The sequence below is a fragment of the Rummeliibacillus sp. POC4 genome (assembly GCF_003576525.1).
Classification (GTDB): Bacteria; Bacillota; Bacilli; order Bacillales_A; family Planococcaceae; genus Rummeliibacillus.
Map to the genome: position 1 here is coordinate 121,001 of NZ_QWUA01000004.1, position 17,174 is coordinate 138,174.

At 34.5% G+C, this 17,174-nt stretch carries 20 protein-coding genes; all 20 read left to right on the forward strand.

Going from position 1 to position 17,174, the window contains the following annotated elements; all coding sequences use genetic code 11:
* The first annotated feature begins 2 nt into the window (after window positions 1-2).
* The 20 genes from flgD to D1606_RS01790 all read left to right on the forward strand — a co-directional run bounded on the left by flgD (window position 3) and on the right by D1606_RS01790 (window position 17,174).
* Complete coding sequence (gene flgD, locus D1606_RS01695) at window positions 3-716, forward strand: flagellar hook assembly protein FlgD (RefSeq protein WP_119414288.1); 714 nt, start codon at window positions 3-5, stop codon at window positions 714-716.
* A gap of 17 nt (window positions 717-733) precedes the next feature.
* Window positions 734-1,114, forward strand: a complete 381-nt coding sequence (locus tag D1606_RS01700) for a TIGR02530 family flagellar biosynthesis protein (RefSeq protein WP_119414289.1) — start codon at window positions 734-736, stop codon at window positions 1,112-1,114.
* A gap of 80 nt (window positions 1,115-1,194) precedes the next feature.
* The gene (gene flgG, locus D1606_RS01705) at window positions 1,195-2,001 is read left to right on the forward strand and encodes a flagellar basal body rod protein FlgG (protein WP_119414290.1); all 807 of its coding nucleotides are present in this window, start codon (window positions 1,195-1,197) and stop codon (window positions 1,999-2,001) included.
* A 64-nt stretch (window positions 2,002-2,065) separates the two neighbouring features.
* Window positions 2,066-2,287 carry a flagellar FlbD family protein gene (locus D1606_RS01710; protein ID WP_119414291.1) on the forward strand — a complete coding sequence of 74 codons (222 nt, stop codon included), beginning with the start codon at window positions 2,066-2,068 and terminating at the stop codon, window positions 2,285-2,287.
* Window positions 2,277-2,705, forward strand: coding sequence for a flagellar basal body-associated protein FliL (fliL, locus tag D1606_RS01715; protein ID WP_119414292.1), 429 nt, complete (start codon window positions 2,277-2,279; stop codon window positions 2,703-2,705). Before D1606_RS01710 ends, fliL begins: the two co-directional genes overlap by 11 nt.
* A 33-nt stretch (window positions 2,706-2,738) precedes the next feature.
* Entirely contained in the window at window positions 2,739-3,734 is a 996-nt protein-coding gene (gene fliM, locus D1606_RS01720; RefSeq protein ID WP_119414293.1) for a flagellar motor switch protein FliM, read from the forward strand.
* Window positions 3,727-4,914, forward strand: coding sequence for a flagellar motor switch phosphatase FliY (gene fliY, locus D1606_RS01725; RefSeq protein WP_119414294.1), 1,188 nt, complete (start codon window positions 3,727-3,729; stop codon window positions 4,912-4,914). The genes fliM and fliY overlap by 8 nt, the downstream gene beginning before the upstream one ends.
* Before the next feature lie 24 nt (window positions 4,915-4,938).
* Window positions 4,939-5,301, forward strand: coding sequence for a chemotaxis protein CheY (locus tag D1606_RS01730; protein WP_119414295.1), 363 nt, complete (start codon window positions 4,939-4,941; stop codon window positions 5,299-5,301).
* 4 nt (window positions 5,302-5,305) lie between these two features.
* Window positions 5,306-5,974: a flagellar biosynthetic protein FliO gene (locus tag D1606_RS01735; RefSeq protein ID WP_119414296.1), complete on the forward strand. Its 669-nt coding sequence runs from the start codon at window positions 5,306-5,308 to the stop codon at window positions 5,972-5,974.
* Window positions 5,971-6,639, forward strand: coding sequence for a flagellar type III secretion system pore protein FliP (fliP, locus tag D1606_RS01740; RefSeq protein WP_119414297.1), 669 nt, complete (start codon window positions 5,971-5,973; stop codon window positions 6,637-6,639). The genes D1606_RS01735 and fliP overlap by 4 nt, the downstream gene beginning before the upstream one ends.
* Before the next feature lie 13 nt (window positions 6,640-6,652).
* Complete coding sequence (gene fliQ / locus D1606_RS01745; protein WP_119414298.1) at window positions 6,653-6,922, forward strand: flagellar biosynthesis protein FliQ; 270 nt, start codon at window positions 6,653-6,655, stop codon at window positions 6,920-6,922.
* Window positions 6,923-6,926: 4 nt separating this feature from the next.
* Window positions 6,927-7,703, forward strand: a complete 777-nt coding sequence (fliR, locus tag D1606_RS01750; protein ID WP_119414299.1) for a flagellar biosynthetic protein FliR — start codon at window positions 6,927-6,929, stop codon at window positions 7,701-7,703.
* Between the two features lies 1 nt (window position 7,704).
* The gene (flhB, locus tag D1606_RS01755) at window positions 7,705-8,790 is read left to right on the forward strand and encodes a flagellar biosynthesis protein FlhB (RefSeq protein ID WP_119414300.1); all 1,086 of its coding nucleotides are present in this window, start codon (window positions 7,705-7,707) and stop codon (window positions 8,788-8,790) included.
* 23 nt (window positions 8,791-8,813) lie between these two features.
* Window positions 8,814-10,844, forward strand: coding sequence for a flagellar biosynthesis protein FlhA (gene flhA / locus D1606_RS01760; RefSeq protein WP_119414301.1), 2,031 nt, complete (start codon window positions 8,814-8,816; stop codon window positions 10,842-10,844).
* Window positions 10,844-11,965: a flagellar biosynthesis GTPase FlhF gene (gene flhF, locus D1606_RS01765; RefSeq protein ID WP_119414302.1), complete on the forward strand. Its 1,122-nt coding sequence runs from the start codon at window positions 10,844-10,846 to the stop codon at window positions 11,963-11,965. The genes flhA and flhF overlap by 1 nt, the downstream gene beginning before the upstream one ends.
* Window positions 11,962-12,831 (forward strand): MinD/ParA family protein, encoded by an 870-nt coding sequence (locus tag D1606_RS01770; RefSeq protein WP_119414303.1) that lies wholly within the window; start codon window positions 11,962-11,964, stop codon window positions 12,829-12,831. Before flhF ends, D1606_RS01770 begins: the two co-directional genes overlap by 4 nt.
* A 51-nt stretch (window positions 12,832-12,882) precedes the next feature.
* Window positions 12,883-13,980 carry a protein-glutamate methylesterase/protein-glutamine glutaminase gene (locus D1606_RS01775; RefSeq protein WP_233547999.1) on the forward strand — a complete coding sequence of 366 codons (1,098 nt, stop codon included), beginning with the start codon at window positions 12,883-12,885 and terminating at the stop codon, window positions 13,978-13,980.
* Between the two features lie 13 nt (window positions 13,981-13,993).
* On the forward strand, window positions 13,994-16,051 hold the full coding sequence (locus tag D1606_RS01780; RefSeq protein WP_119414305.1) for a chemotaxis protein CheA: 2,058 nt from the start codon (window positions 13,994-13,996) through the stop codon (window positions 16,049-16,051).
* Window positions 16,052-16,079: 28 nt separating this feature from the next.
* The gene (locus D1606_RS01785; RefSeq protein WP_119414306.1) at window positions 16,080-16,526 is read left to right on the forward strand and encodes a chemotaxis protein CheW; all 447 of its coding nucleotides are present in this window, start codon (window positions 16,080-16,082) and stop codon (window positions 16,524-16,526) included.
* A 15-nt stretch (window positions 16,527-16,541) separates the two neighbouring features.
* Window positions 16,542-17,174, forward strand: a complete 633-nt coding sequence (locus D1606_RS01790) for a chemotaxis protein CheC (protein ID WP_119414307.1) — start codon at window positions 16,542-16,544, stop codon at window positions 17,172-17,174.

The following is a 17,174-nucleotide window of genomic DNA, read 5'->3' on the forward strand; positions in this document are numbered from 1 at the left end:
TAATGGCTGAAACAACTGCAACAAATTCGGCGACTTCTAATACAATATCGTCGGATTATTATTTAGCAAATAAAACCACTGACAAAAAAACAGGCAAAAGCTCTTTGGATAAGGATGCGTTCTTACAATTACTTGTAACTCAATTGCAAAACCAAGATCCAACTAGTCCAATGGATGATAAAGAATTTATTTCTCAAATGGCACAATTCTCTTCACTCGAGCAAATGCAAAATGTTGCTAAATCTATAGATTCATTATCCCAAATAGCTAAGCAATCACAACTTATGCAATATAATAGCTTTATCGGAAAAAATATCACTTGGCATGAAGCAAGCGATAAAAAAGATGAAAAAGGTAATGCAATTATCAATACAGGTAATGGTATTGTAAGTAAAATAGCTTTTTCTGGAGATAGTGTGAAAATCACACTTGAAGATGGAAAAACACTGGATCCAGCAAATATCTCTGAAGTAGTTGGTTCTAACGAAAATTTAAATAATTATCCGAATTTTGTAAACTCGAGTAGTTCTTCAAACTCACTAGTTGAAGCAAGCTTATTAATTGGAAAAAATGTGTCTTACAAATCTGACACTGAAACATCAGAAACGACTGCTAGTGTAAAATCTGCTAAAAAGTCGTCAGATGGTAACATTCTTTTTGTACTGTCAAATGGTAAGGAAGTAAAAGCAAATCAATTATCCTCTATTTCTGAATAATAGGGAGGATGACCGGGATGTCAACAGTTAACTATATTCAACACCAGTTTCCGTTTCATGCAAAAAATAACCCAAAGACTTTGAATTTAAAACAAATAACAACTCCAACGTTTAGTGAGTTATTAGCAGAGCAACGGGAAAAACAATTGAGAGTTAGTAAACATGCAACTAATCGACTTCAAGAGCGCAATATACATATCGATGATGGACAATGGGAAAAAATCACCAACAAAGTATTTGAAGCAAAAGCCAAAGGCGTCAACGATTCACTTGTATTGACAGGGAATGCAGCTCTTATAATTAGTGCAAAAAACGCAACAGTTATTACAGCAATGGATCGTCAAGAAGCTCAAGATCAATTATTTACAAATATTGATGGAACAATCGTATTAGCATAGGCAGGACCTTTTAAGGGTGCCTAGTACTACTGAATGATTGATGTAGTACACTCTATAATTGAAGGGAGAATAATCATTTTATGTTACGTTCTATGTATTCTGGAATTAGTGGACTTCGCAATTTCCAAACAAAATTAGATGTAATTGGTAATAATATTTCAAACGTTAACACTTTTGGCTTCAAAAAAGGTCGCGTAGTCTTCAAAGATTTAATCTCACAAACAACACAAGGTGCAACAGCCCCTAGTGGTACTATTGGTGGTGTAAACCCAAAACAGATTGGACTTGGTTCACAACTTGCAGCTATTGACACCATTCATGATGCTGGTTCAACACAAACAACAAACCGGACACTAGACTGTGCGATTACCGGAGATGGTTATTTTATTGTAACAAATGGGACAGAGAATTTTTATACAAGAGCTGGAAATTTCTATTTAGATAGTAATGGAACTCTTGTTACATCTGATGGCATGAAAGTTGCAATTGGAGAAGGAGAAGGAGAAGCAAATGAAGTTACAATACCGGATACAGCTACACAGTTAACGATTGGGCAAGATGGTACAGTTTCTTATTTAGAAGGAACCCAGTTAACTCCAGTTGGTAAAATTCAAATTGCTCGTTTTTCTAATCCCGGCGGTTTGACAAAAGTAGGTGGCAACTATTATCAACCATCCAATAACTCTGGTCAACCTGTACCAGGCAATCCTGGTGATACAGAGAAAGGATTAGGAAAAGTTCAATCCGGCTTCCTAGAAATGTCCAATGTTGACTTATCCGAAGAATTTACAGAAATGATTGTTGCACAACGCGGGTTCCAAGCAAACTCTCGTATTATTACAACTTCTGATGAAATTCTTCAAGAATTAGTTAATCTAAAACGTTAAATAAAATAATTTATTGATATGGAAGGGGGCTGGGCCGGCTCTTGATACCCGGCCCTTATATCCTATGATTGCTCTAACGAAACTAAACAAAAAACCGTTCTCATTAAATGCTTTATACATAGAATCGGTCGAGGAGTTTCCTGATACGACAATCACGTTAACGACCGGGCGAAAGTATGTTGTGTTAGAAACGAAAGATGAAGTTCAAAAAAAAATAATTGAATTTTATCGCAGTGTGCAACTCCTATCAAACCCGTACTTAAGAGGTGAAGAAGATGAAGAATAACAAGTTATTAACTATTATGTTAATCATTTTGGTTTCTATTACACTCATTGGTGTTGTAGCAGTAGTTGTTGTAACCCAGTTAAATAAAGGTACAGCAGCTGAAGTTCAGAATATAGATGACATTGTTGAGTCTTCAGTTGACATTGAAGAAATAACAACGAATATAGCTGGCGACAACTATATTAAGATTGCACTTAAAATCCAAACAACAAGTAAAGACTCAGCAGAAGAGTTGAAAAAACGGGATTTCCAAGTTAAAAGTATCTTAATAGAACAATTGTCAGAGATGTCAAAGAAAGATCTTGATGGCACTAAAGGTAAGGAAATGCTTGCGAATACATTAAAAACAAAAATTAATGAGCTAATGCAACAGGGTGAAGTTCAGCAAGTATACTTCACTTCGTACATTATTCAATAATATGTATTTAAAATCATAAATGGAGGTGGGCAAATGGCAGGAGATGTGTTATCACAATCCGAAATTGATGCGCTTTTATCGGCGTTATCAACCGGGGAAATGACAGCAGATGACATCAAGAAAGAAGAGGAGTCAAAAAAAGTTAAGGTCTATGACTTCAAACGTGCCCTCCGCTTCTCGAAAGATCAGATTCGAAGTTTAACCCGAATACACGAAAACTTTGCACGCTTATTAACGACTTTTTTCTCTGCCCAGCTAAGAACATATGTGCAAATTACAGTCGCATCAGTCGATCAAATACCATTTGAAGAGTTCATACGGTCAATCCCCAATATGACTTTAATCAATGTATTTGAGGTTCCACCTTTAGATGGAAACATTTTAATGGAAATCAACCCTAACATTGCGTATTCAATGTTAGATAGATTAATGGGAGGTACAGGGGCTAGTCATAGTAACGTTGATAATCTTACAGAAATAGAAACAAAGATTATGACTAATCTATTTGAGCGTTCATTTGATAATTTAAGAGAGGCCTGGGCGAACATTGCGGACATAGATCCAATATTAACGGAACTTGAAGTTAATCCGCAATTTTTACAAATGATTTCACCCAATGAAACAGTAGTTGTTATATCTTTTAATTCAATCATTGGTGAAACAAGTGGTATGATTAATATTTGTATTCCTCATGTTGTATTAGAACCAATCGTACCAAATCTCTCTGTTCGCTATTGGATGCAATCCAACAAAAAAGAAGTATCACCAGAGCAAGCAGCAATTATTGAAAGACGAGTGAAACAGTCTGATTTGGAAGTTATTGCTGAACTAGGAAATACTGAAATTAGTATTGAAGATTTCCTTTTGATGCAAGTTGGTGATGTTGTACAACTCAATCAAAAAATTAGTCAACCGTTAATTTTGAATGTAGGCGGTATCCCTAAATTTACTGTTCAACCGGGTAAGTTGAAAAAAAGTATGGCTGTACAAGTATTAGAGTCTTTGAAAGGAGGAGACGATGATGAGTGATGATATGTTATCACAAGAAGAAATTGAAGCCCTGTTAAGAGGCGAATCTATCGATACAGATGATGAAACGTCTTCTCAGGAAAATAGTTTTAATGTGAGTGATTATTTAGATTCAATGTCTCAAGATGCATTAGGTGAGATTGGAAATATCTCTTTCGGAAGTTCTGCAACTGCACTATCTTCCCTACTAGGACAAAAAGTTGAAATTACAACACCAACAATTAGTATGATTAATCGAAATAAATTGGAAGAAGAATTTCCACATCCATATGTAGCGATTCAAGTTGAATATACAACTGGTTTGATGGGCACCAATTTACTTGTCATCAAACAAGCTGATGCAGCAATTATCGCTGATTTAATGCTAGGTGGAGATGGTCAAACACCTTCAGAAGATTTAGGAGAAATTCATTTAAGCGCTGTTCAAGAAGCTATGAACCAAATGATGGGTTCAGCAGCCACATCCATGTCAACGATCTTTAACAAGAAAGTGGATATTTCTCCACCAACAATCGATCTAATGAATATTTCTCAAAATGAAGGAACAGAAAATATTCCATCAGATGAATTACTTGTAAAAGTTTCATTCCGATTAAAGATTGGTAATTTAATCGATTCAAATATTATGCAATTGTTGCCATTAGAATTTAGTAAGACTTTGGTTCATCAATTAATGAATCCTGAACAAGAAGAAGTAGCCGTAACAGCAACTGCTGTTCAAGAAGAACCATCAGTTCAACAACAGGTTATGCCTAATGCACCACAAATGCAAAAGCCAGTTCAAGCTGAACAAGTATCAACTCAACCAGTTTATGAACAACCAGTCGTCAATATGCAACAACGTGCACCTCAACAACCTGTAAATGTTCAACAAGCACAATTTACAAGCTTCGAAAATACAAGTTTAAAACAATCAGAAGCTAGAAATTTAGATATGCTACTTGACATACCCTTACAAGTTACTGTTGAATTAGGACGTACGAAGCGTTCCGTTAAAGAAATTTTAGAGTTAGCAAGTGGTTCGATTATTGAACTAGATAAATTAGCTGGAGAGCCAGTAGATATACTAGTTAATAGTAGACTAATAGCTAAGGGCGAAGTTGTTGTAATTGATGAGAACTTCGGTGTTCGCATTACAGACATCTTAAGTAAGGCGGATCGACTTAATAATCTTAAATAGTAATTCATTTTGGAGGAGTTAATCATGGCAAAACGTATTTTAATAGTAGACGATGCAGCATTCATGCGCATGATGATCAAAGATATTTTGACTAAAAACGGATTTGAAGTAGTAGGTGAAGCTAGTGACGGTGCACAAGCAGTTGAAAAGTATGGGGAATTAAAACCTGATCTTGTAACGATGGATATTACCATGCCAGAAATGGATGGTATTGCAGCCTTAAAAGAAATTAAACAAAAAGATCCAGGTGCCATTATTATTATGTGTTCAGCAATGGGACAACAAGCAATGGTTATTGATGCAATTCAAGCTGGTGCGAAGGACTTTATCGTAAAACCGTTCCAAGCTGATAGAGTTATTGAAGCTATTCAAAAAGCGTTAGGTTAATAGAATGTTTTATAGAACAATATTGAAGTTGATGTTGTTTGCATCATTTTTTACTATTTATTCATACCAACCAATTCAACAGGATAATGTTGTTTATGCGGAGTCCAATAATTCTGTTAATGATTGTTATAAGAATCCTAAAGAATGTAAGGATGATACGTCAGCTGTCGATCCAAAAGATCAATCGACAGCTGTCGGTTTGTCTGCCTGGGATTACATCAAAATGGTATTGGCACTAATTTTTGTAATCGCATTACTTTATGGCGTTCTTAAATTTGTAAATAGTCGCAACAACAAATATCAACAAAGTCAGTTAATGCAAAATTTAGGCGGAATTTCGCTTGGCCAACAAAAGTCAGTCCAACTACTAAAAATAGGAGATTCATTGTACCTTGTTGGCGTAGGTGATGATGTGAATATTTTAAAAGAAGTTACTGATCAAGAAGAGAAAGCTCAGTTGTTAAATTTATACAATGAAAAGCAAGAGCTTACAGCACAAGTACCATACATTGCAGAAATGGTGTCAAAATTTAAAAGAAAACAAACTGAATCAGAAATTGATTCATCAAACAAAGATTTTAATGAAGAGTTTCAACAAAGATTAACAGAAATTCAACAGGATCGTCGAAAGGAATTAGAAGAATGGAAGCAGAAGGAGAGGGAAAATAAATGAGTGATTTTGTTAATTACTTCTCCAATAGCAATCCAGCAAATGTCTCCACAACTGTTAAATTGATGTTGATGCTAACTGTCTTATCGTTAGCACCAAGTATTTTAATCTTGATGACATGTTTTACTAGAATTGTCATTGTCTTGTCCTTTGTACGTACGGCATTGGCAACACAACAAATGCCGCCAAACCAAGTAATCGTCGGTTTAGCTTTGTTTTTGACATTTTTCATCATGGCACCTACATTTCAAGATGTAAATAAAAATGCATTACAACCATTATTCGACGAAAAAATAACACTGGATGAAGCCTACTCAAAAGCTAGTAAACCATTTAAAAAATATATGAGTAAGCATACAAGACAAAAAGATTTAGATTTATTTCTAAAGTATTCTGGGGCAAAAGAACGTCCAAAGACAATTGAGAAAATCCCTCTTACAACAATGGTACCTGCATTTACGATTAGTGAATTGAAAACGGCGTTCCAAATGGGCTTTATGATTTTTATACCGTTTTTAGTAATTGATATGATTGTTGCAAGTGTCCTTATGTCGATGGGGATGATGATGTTACCACCAGTAATGGTTTCTTTACCATTCAAAATATTATTATTTATATTAGTAGATGGTTGGTATCTTGTTGTGAAATCACTATTAGAAAGCTTTTAGGGGATGAAAAGTTATGACAGCAGAAACAGTCATTAAAGTTGCAGAAGAAGCGATTAAAGTAATACTACTAACATCAGGTCCATTATTACTTGTTGCATTAGTAACTGGTCTTTTAGTTAGTATTTTTCAAGCGACTACACAAATTCAAGAACAAACGCTTGCTTTTGTACCTAAAATTATTGCAGTACTAATTGCTATTATCTTTTTTGGCCCTTGGATGCTTACGAAAATGACTTCATATACAAAAGATATATTTGAAAATTTAGGACGTTTTATAGGGTGAGCAAATGGAAGAATTAGTCCCGAAATTAACCATCTTTCTTCTTATTCTTGTTAGAATCTCTGCGTTTTTTGTTACTGTTCCTTTTTTCTCTTATAAAACGATTCCAACGAAAGTTAGAATTACATTGGCAGTGGTTTTATCGTGGATGATGTATTATACGTTGGATGTAAAACCATTTGATATTGATGGAGAATACATATTGTTAATCTTGAAAGAGGCAGTTGTAGGTATTTCTATAGGTCTTATTGGATATTTGATAATGTCTGCTATTCAAATTGCAGGTGGTTTTATCGATTTCCAAATGGGTTTCGCAATCGCGAATGTAATTGATCCGCAAACAGGAGCACAAAGTCCATTAATGGGTCAATTCTTTAACACATTAGCTCTTCTTGTTTTAATCGGCACAGATGGACATCATTTACTATTAGATGGAATTTTTTATAGTTATCAATATATTCCAATGGATCATGTATGGCCTGCTTTTGGTTCTAGTGATTTACCTAGATTTATCCTTAAAACTTTTGGAACTCTTTTTGGAATTGCATTTCAAATGTCTGTTCCAATTGTAGCTACACTTTTTTTAGTAGATATAGCATTGGGTATAACAGCACGTACAGTTCCACAATTGAATATATTTGTCGTTGGTTTTCCTGTGAAAATAGGCGTAAGCTTTATCGTGCTAATTGTAATGATGGGCGTTATGGTTGCGGTAATGCAAAAGCTTTTCAATTTTATGATGATTAGTATGCGAGATTTTATGGTGCTTTTAGGTGGTGGATAAGATGCAATTGCTCGAACTAGACTTGCAATTTTTTGCAGGAGAAAAGACAGAAAAAGCAACACCTAAAAAAAGACAAGATGCACGTAAAAAAGGGCAAGTATTAAAAAGTCAGGATGTAACAAGTGCGTTAGTTTTGCTTTCAGTTTTTTTATTTTTAATGATAGCAGGAACTTCTATGCGAGATGGGATAATGTCCTTTTTTAATGAGACCTTTTCAAAATATATGCTAATCGATACTTTATCAATCAAGCTAGTTGTGAAAATATACAAAGACGTTTTATCTGAAATGTCAGTAATTATATTACCAATCATGGCAATTGCAATGATTGCAGGAATTGCAGGGAACTTTCTACAATTCGGTTTTTTGTTTTCTACAGAACCTTTAAAATTCGATTTAACTAAACTTGATCCGATTAAAGGGATTAAGAGAATGTTTTCTGTAAAATCGTTAATTGAACTATTAAAGTCTATTTTGAAGATTACGTTAATAGGTTCTGTCACAACAGCTATATTGTGGAAGAATATTGATGATGTTTTAAGTTTGTCATTTAAAACACCAGGGGCAACCCTTATAACTGTATCGAAGCTAACAGTTTTTATGGGAATAGCTGCATCTGTTGTCTTATTAATAATAGCGGTACTCGATTATTTTTATCAAAAATTTGAGTACGAAAAAAACTTGAAAATGTCAAAGCAGGATATTAAAGATGAATATAAGAATTCCGAAGGGGATCCGCTTATTAAATCTAAGATTAAACAACGACAACGTGAAATGGCTATGCGTCGTATGATGCAAGAAGTTCCTCAAGCGGATGTTGTTATTACAAACCCAACTCATTATGCGATTGCATTAAAATATGATGAAGAAACGATGGATGCGCCTAAAGTTGTTGCAAAAGGTACAGATTTCGTCGCTCAGAAAATTAAATTTATTGCAAAAGAAAATGAAGTGGTGATGGTAGAAAATAGACCATTAGCCCGGGCGATGTACGATCAGGTTGAGATTGGACAACATATTCCTGATGAATTTTTTAAAGCTGTAGCTGAAGTCTTAGCATATGTATATCGTGTTAAAAGAAAAATATAAAGATCTAATTCGGGGGGACAAACATGAAGTTTCGCGACATAGGAGTATTAGCTGCAGTAATTATGGTTGTTGCAATGCTTATCATCCCTTTACCACCATGGTTGATAAGCTTTTTAATCATTATCAATATTACGCTAGCACTACTTGTATTGTTAACAGCGATGAATATGAAAGAAGCACTAGAATTTTCAATTTTCCCATCCCTCTTATTATTATTAACCTTGTTCCGTTTAGGTTTAAACGTATCGACTACTCGAGCAATCTTAAGTGATGGAGATGCGGGTAATGTCGTTGAAACATTTGGTACCTTCGTAGTAGGGGGTAACGTAATTGTAGGTTTAGTGGTATTCGTAATATTAATCATTATTCAATTTATTGTTATCACAAAAGGTGCTGAACGTGTATCAGAAGTTGCTGCACGTTTTACATTAGATGCAATGCCAGGGAAACAAATGGCAATTGATGCCGACTTAAACGCGGGTCTTATATCTGAGACGGAAGCTAGGCATCGACGAGAAAAAGTAGGTAATGAGGCTGATTTCTACGGTTCAATGGATGGTGCCACAAAATTTGTAAAAGGTGATGCCATTGCTGCAATTATTATTGTACTAATCAATTTAATCGTAGGACTAATCATAGGAATTGTGCAAAAAGGTATGGATTTTTCTGATGCTGTTCATTTGTTTACGACATTGACTATCGGTGACGGTCTTGTATCGCAGGTTCCTGCATTACTTATTTCGACTGCAACAGGTATTGTCGTAACTCGAGCTGCTTCAGAAGGTAATTTAAGTACAGATATTACAGGTCAGTTATTTGCTAATCCAACATTAATATACATAGCGGCTGGAACTATATTTATCCTTGGAATTGTAACCCCTATTAAGATTATCTATACGATTCCTGTTGCAGCAGTATTAGCAATTGTGGCGTATCGTATCAGTCATGCCGCAAAAGAAGATATAGAAGAACTTGAACAAATAGAAGAGGTTGAAACAACGGATAATCTAAAAAGTCCAGAAAATGTTGTTAACTTATTGAACGTAGATCCAATAGAATTTGAATTTGGATATGGTTTAATTCCATTAGTCGATGCAACTCAAGGTGGGGACTTACTTGACAGGGTTGTGATGATTCGCCGTCAATTAGCACTTGAACTAGGAATCGTGATTCCAGTTGTTCGAATTCGAGATAATATTCAACTTCAACCAAATGAATATCGTATTAAGATTAAGGGAAACGAATTAGCTCATGGAGAATTATTACTTGATCATTATTTAGCAATGAGTCCTGGCGATGACGACTCTATAGAAGGTATTGATACAGTAGAACCATCGTTCGGTTTACCAGCTAAATGGATTACAGAACAAGTTAAAGAAGAAGCTGAAATGTTGGGCTATACAGTAGTTGATCCGCCTAGTGTTGTGTCAACTCATTTAACCGAAGTTATTCGGGCAAATGCGTCTGAACTATTGGGTCGTCAAGAAACAAAACAACTGATCGATCACTTAAGAGAAACAGCACCAATATTAGTGGATGAATTAACACCAACACCGCTATCAATTGGTGAAATTCAAAAAGTTTTGGCAAAATTATTGAAAGAAAATGTTTCAGTGAAAAATTTATCGGTTATTTTTGAAACATTAGCAGATTATTCTAAACTAACGTCTGATGTGGATGTATTAACAGAATATGTTCGTCAATCACTTGCACGTCAAATTACTGCACAATATGCTGGTGGACAAACAGAACTAAAAGTACTAACTGTTTCAGCAAAAGTGGAGAAAATTATTGCTGATAGTATTCAACAAACTGATCATGGTAATTATTTAGCAATGGAACCAAATGATTCTCAAACTATTTTAGAGTCAATCGCACAAGAGGTTGAACGTATTGCACTATTTGAACAATCACCTGTTATCTTATGCTCACCAGCAGTTCGAATGTATTTACGACAATTGACGGAAAGATACTTCCCTCAAATTCCAATTCTTTCGTATAATGAACTTGAATCGTCTATTGAAATTCAAAGTGTTGGAGTGGTGAACGTTTAATGAAAATGAAAAAATATATAGCATCTTCAATGGCTACTGCGATGAAAAAGGTACAAGCCGATTTAGGTGATGATGCGATTATCGCAAGTTCAAAAGTTGTATACTCTAAAGGTTTTTTAGGAATGTTTAAAAAGAAAAGTTTTGAGGTAATAGCAGGTGTTGAACGTGCGGATAGAAACGAAATGTTATACCCTTCTAAACCGATTCAAAAACCTATAATGTTAGATTCAAAAGTTCCAGAAGACAAAACAAATGAGATTAAACAAGAACTAGCAGATTTAAAGAAAATGATGCAATCTATGAAACATCAATCAGCAAGTGTACAATATCCGGATGAATTATCAACTGTTATAGAGAAATTAGAGTATCAGGAGATAGATCCCGAGCTCATCACTAAGATAAGTGATGAGCTCTTTACGGTTGTGAAAAATAGTAAACACAATTTAACTGAACAAGAAGTGCAAGAGTTGGCAAAAAAACAAATTTCGTATTTGTTAAAGGACTTACCATTTGGAGGAATCTCTTATCAAAAGAAATATATAAATATATTAGGTCCCACTGGTGTTGGTAAAACTACGACAATTGCAAAAATGGCAGCACATGCTGTATTGAAAGAGAAAAAGAAAATAGGCTTTATCACTACAGATACATATCGTATTGCTGCAATTGAGCAACTCAAAACATATGCGAACTTACTACAAGCTCCAGTAGAAATTGTTTATAGCAGAGCAGATTACGAAATGGCCTTACTGAAATTTAAAAATCTAGATTTAGTATTTATTGATACAGCCGGCAGAAATTATAAAGAAGTGAAATATATAAGAGATTTGGAACAAATAATTGATATTGAAAAAAATGTCGAAAATTATTTAGTTTTATCTACAACAGCAAAAGAACGTGATATGGCAACAATAATTGAACAATTCTTAGCATTTTCAGTTGAAAAATTAATATTTACAAAGTTAGATGAAACAAATACTATTGGCTCAATAGTCAATTTAATGGTTAAATATAAGAAGGGACTTGCTTACTATACAAATGGTCAAGAAGTACCGGAAGATATTGAAGAAGGGTCTGTGAAAAATGTTATAGATTTACTTTTTCAAGGAGATAACAAATGAGAGACCAAGCTGAATCGTTACGTATGAAAATGCAACAAAGTAAAAGTGTAGGAAAGTCGATAGCCGTAGTAAGTGGAAAAGGTGGTGTAGGAAAAAGTAATTTCACTACTAATTTCGCTATTACTTTAGTTAACTGTGGTAAAAAGGTCATTATAGTTGATATGGATATAGGAATGGGAAATATCCATATTCTATTAGGTAAAGGAACACGTAGTAGTTTAAAAGATTATTTGCAAGGAGACGTCACATTAGAGCAAGTTATCTATGAAGGAACTAATGATTTACATTATATATCTGGAGGGACTGGTCTTGCAGGATTGTTAGATTGGTCCGAATTAATGTTTGATCGATTGTTGACAGCATTTGAAAATTTACAAGCTAGTTATGATTATATTTTGTTTGATATGGGAGCAGGGGCTACGAATTGGTCACTTGATTTATTAGTTGCTGTAGAAGATATTATTGTTGTTTCTACAACTGAACCAACATCAATTACAGATGCTTATTCTATGATGAAATATATCCATTACAAAGATAGAGAAAAAAATTTCTATTTATTATGTAATAGGGTTTTAACAAGTGAAGAAGGTACCGATACATTGAATAGATTAAAAAAAACAATGTTTCGATTCTTATCAAAAGATGTCTTTGTGTTAGGCTCATTGCCTGAGGATAAGTTAGTTCGTCAAGCTGTTAAAAAACAAGTTCCTTTTTCTATCTTATATCCAAATGCCCAAATTACAAAGATGTTGAAAAAGATAACATTTAGATATATGCAAGGTAACATTAGTGAAGTTGTAATCGGAAATTCATCCAATAAGTTTATTTCAAAATTAAAGAGTATTTTTTCGAAAGGAAGTGATTAGTTGTCAGTCGACCAACAAAAGAGACTTTTAATAGTTGATGATTCAGCGTTTATGAGGAAAATGATTTCAGAGTTTTTTGTAGACCATCCCTATATTCGAGTTGTCGGTACAGCACGAAATGGAAAAGATGCTATTAAAAAAATTCAATTGTTGCAACCAGATGTTGTTACGATGGATGTAGAAATGCCAGAGATGAATGGTCTTGAGGCATTAAAAGTCATTATGAAGGAATGTCCAGTTCCTGTTGTCATGCTATCAAGTACAACAAAGAGTGGAGCTCAAATAACCTTAGAAGCAATGGCAAGTGGTGCAGTCGATTTTATTGCAAAGCCAAGTGGTCCGATTTCTTTAGACATCGAAACGATTCAAGATGAAATTACTCGAATTGTGGAAAACGCAGTAACTGTACACGTCTCAAAACTAAGACATGCAGAACATAGTGTTGAGTTAAAGACAACTAAATCTAAGAGTCTAGTAGAAAAAATACCAACTCATACAACTACGGAAATATTTCATAAAGAGCACCATTCAAAAGTAGTTAATAAAAAATCTGAAGTAAGTTGGAACTCACACTCAAAGAAAATGGTTCTGATTGGAACTTCTACTGGTGGACCTAGAGCATTACAAGAAGTGATTACTCGATTGCCAGAAGATATATCAGCACCTATATTGATCGTTCAGCATATGCCGGCAGGTTTTACTAAATCTTTAGCGAATCGTTTAGATCATTTGTCCAAGATTACCGTTAAAGAGGCTGAGCAAGGTGATTTATTGCAAGATGGTGTGGCGTATATCGCACCAGGTGGCTACCATTTGCGCATCCGCAAAATAGGTATGTCATATGGCATAGAACTGGATAATCTTGAACCACCACGTGGAGGTCATAGGCCGTCTGTAGATGTTATGTTTGAAGATAATAGTAATTATAATGATTTTGATAAAATTGCTGTTATTATGACAGGCATGGGATCTGATGGGACAAAAGGATTACAAGCTTTAAAAAATAAAGGTAATGTCATTGCTGTTGCAGAATCAGCCAATACAAGTGTTGTTTATGGTATGCCTAAATCTGCTGTTGCAACAGGATTAGTTGATGAAGTAGTAGATGTTGATGATATTGCGACTATTATAATGAGATATTTGCCTTAGGGGGGATCATTAAATGGATACAAACCAATATTTAGATATTTTTTTAGATGAAAGTAAAGAACATCTTCAATCTTGTAACGAAAATTTACTAGCATTGGAACAAAGCCCGCAAGACTTAGCAATTGTCAATGAAATATTCCGTAATGCGCATACCTTAAAAGGTATGTCAGCAACAATGGGGTTCGAAGATTTAGCAGATTTAACACATAAGATGGAAAACGTTTTGGATGCTATTCGAAATGAAAAAATTACGGTAGACTCAAATATTTTAGATGTTGTCTTCGAATCAGTCGATCATTTAGAAGCGATGATTGATGATATTGCAAACGGTGGAGACGGTAAACGAGATGTATCAGCAACTGTAGCTAAGTTAAAACGAATTGAAAATGGTGAAGCAATTGGGTCTGATACTGATAAAAATGAATCAGAAAAAGTTCCAACAGTTGAAGAGGTATTAACAACCGACTCCATGAAGTTTGATGAGTTTGAGTTAACCGTTATTCAACAATCCCATGAACAAGGCTTTAATACTTATGAAATTGCTATACAACTTCGTGATGATTGCTTATTAAAAGCTGCACGCGTATACATGGTATTTGATATTTTAGAAAAATTAGGGGATGTTATAAAATCATCGCCAACCGTTGAACAGTTAGAAGAAGAACAATTTGATAGTGAATTTTCCGTAGCGGTAGTTACTAAAGAAACTTCTGAAGATATACAAAAAAAATTGTTGAAAGTATCTGAAGTTGAGGATGTAAAAATTCAAGCTTTAGATTATCAATCACTTGTCCATCAAGAATTAGCTTCAACTGCTACTGAAGAAAAAGTTACTCAACCCGTAGAACCTAAAAATACAAAACCAGTAGCGACAAAGGCAAAACCAAAGAAAACTCCTGAAAAGAGAGCTACTCATGCAAGTAGTAAAACAATTCGTGTCAATATTGAACGATTAGATATTTTGATGAATCTATTTGAAGAGCTTGTTATAGATCGCGGACGTCTACAATCAATTGCTTCAGAATTGAATCATAGTGAATTAAATGAAACAGTGGAAAGAATGTCTCGAGTATCAGGTGATTTACAAAATATTATTTTGACAATGAGGATGGTTCCAGTAGAAACGGTATTTAATCGTTTCCCTAAAATGGTTCGTCAGTTAACTCGTGATTTACATAAAAAAGTCAATTTACAGATAATTGGTGCAGAAACAGAATTAGATCGTACTGTAATTGATGAATTAGGAGATCCACTTGTACACCTTATTCGTAATGCTTTAGATCATGGTATTGAAAGTCCTGAAGTACGTAAGGCTGCTGGAAAACCAGAAGAAGGTAAAGTAGAATTACGTGCTTACCATAGTGGTAATCATGTGTTTATCGAACTAGAAGATGATGGTGCAGGAGTTAATCGTGAAAAAGTATTAGAAAAAGCCCTTTCTAAAGGGATTGTCACACCAGAAGTAGCCGAAACAATGACAGATAAACAAGTAAATGAGTTAATCATGGCATCTGGTTTCTCAACAGCAGACGTAATTTCGGATATATCTGGACGAGGTGTAGGCCTTGATGTTGTAAAATCTACTATTGAATCTTTAGGTGGTAACATCACAATTGAATCTACAGAAGGAAAAGGATCATTGTTCTCTGTTCAATTACCGCTAACATTATCTATTATTTCTGTTATGTTGGTTGAAATTGAAAAAGAAATCTATGCAATCCCACTATCTTCAATTATCGAAACATCTATCATCCGTAATTCAGATATTATGAATGCACATAACCAAAAAGTAATTGATTTCCGTGGTAAAGTGGTTCCACTTGTCTTCTTAGAAGAAATATTTGAAGTAACACGTACTGAACCTGCTGATGATGAATTCCATTCTGTAGTTTTGGTTCGAAAAGGAGAAAAAATGGCCGGCTTAGTAGTCGATTCATTTATTGGACAACAAGAAATTGTTTTGAAATCTCTAGGAAACTATTTGACAAATGTATTTGCTATTTCAGGTGCAACTATCCTTGGAAATGGCGAAGTTGCATTGATCATAGACTGTAATTCACTTATTAAATAATATATCTTTTTAGAAAGAGGTGTTACTAATGGAAACTACACTTGATGTGGAAAGTGTAAAAGTAATTATATTTCAATTAGGGGATAAAGAATATGCGATTCCTGTTAGTCAAGTTCAAGGAATCGAAAAAACGATGCATATTACGCGAGTACCGAAGACACCAAGATATGTTAAGGGCGTTATCAACTTACGAGGAGTCGTTACGCCAATTATTGACCTTCGGGATCGTTTTAATGTGAAATCATCAGTGGAAGATGACAATACACGCATTATCATTATTACACTGGATGATATGGAAGTAGGATTTATCGTAGATGCTGCGAACGATGTAATGGATATTCCGACATCTTCTATTGAACCTCAACCTGAAGTAGTGGGATCTTATGAAGAAGAATTTATATCAGGTGTTGCGAAAGTAGAAAAAAGACTGCTCATTTTATTAAATTTAGAAAAAGTTCTAAATACCTTAAAATAAGGATTGGTAAAGCAAATGCCATTTTATAATAGGATTACGTCTTTACATTTAGATGTTTTAAAGGAAATCGGCAATATAGGGGCTGCACATGCTGCTACAGCCCTTTCTGGATTGCTAAATACGAAAATTGACATGCGAGTTCCAAAAGTACAAATGGTGTCATTTGATGAGATGATGGAATTTGCTGGAGGGGCAGAAAGTGTAGTAGCAGGAATTTATCTACGAATTGAAGGAGATGCCAAGGGGGGAATGTTTTTTATTCTTCCTGTAGAGCAAGCAAATCATTTTATTCGTAAATTGACCCATGATGATTTATTTGATTTTAAAAAGGAAAATGTTTCAGAATTGGGTTTATCAGCTATGCAGGAGCTTGGAAACATATTATCAGGTTCTTATTTATCTGCATTATCAGATTTTACGGGACTAAAAATTTATCCGACTCCACCTGCTTTAGCTGTTGATATGTTTGGAGCAATTATTAGTTTTGGACTTGTTGAAGTTTCGCAAATTGGTGATCATGTAATAGTAATTGATACGACAATCTATGAAGAACATATGGGCGACTTAGAAACGGTAAGAGGGCATTTTTTCTTACTCCCAGATCCAGATTCATTTGAAACCATTTTTAAAGCTTTAGGTGTCTCTTAA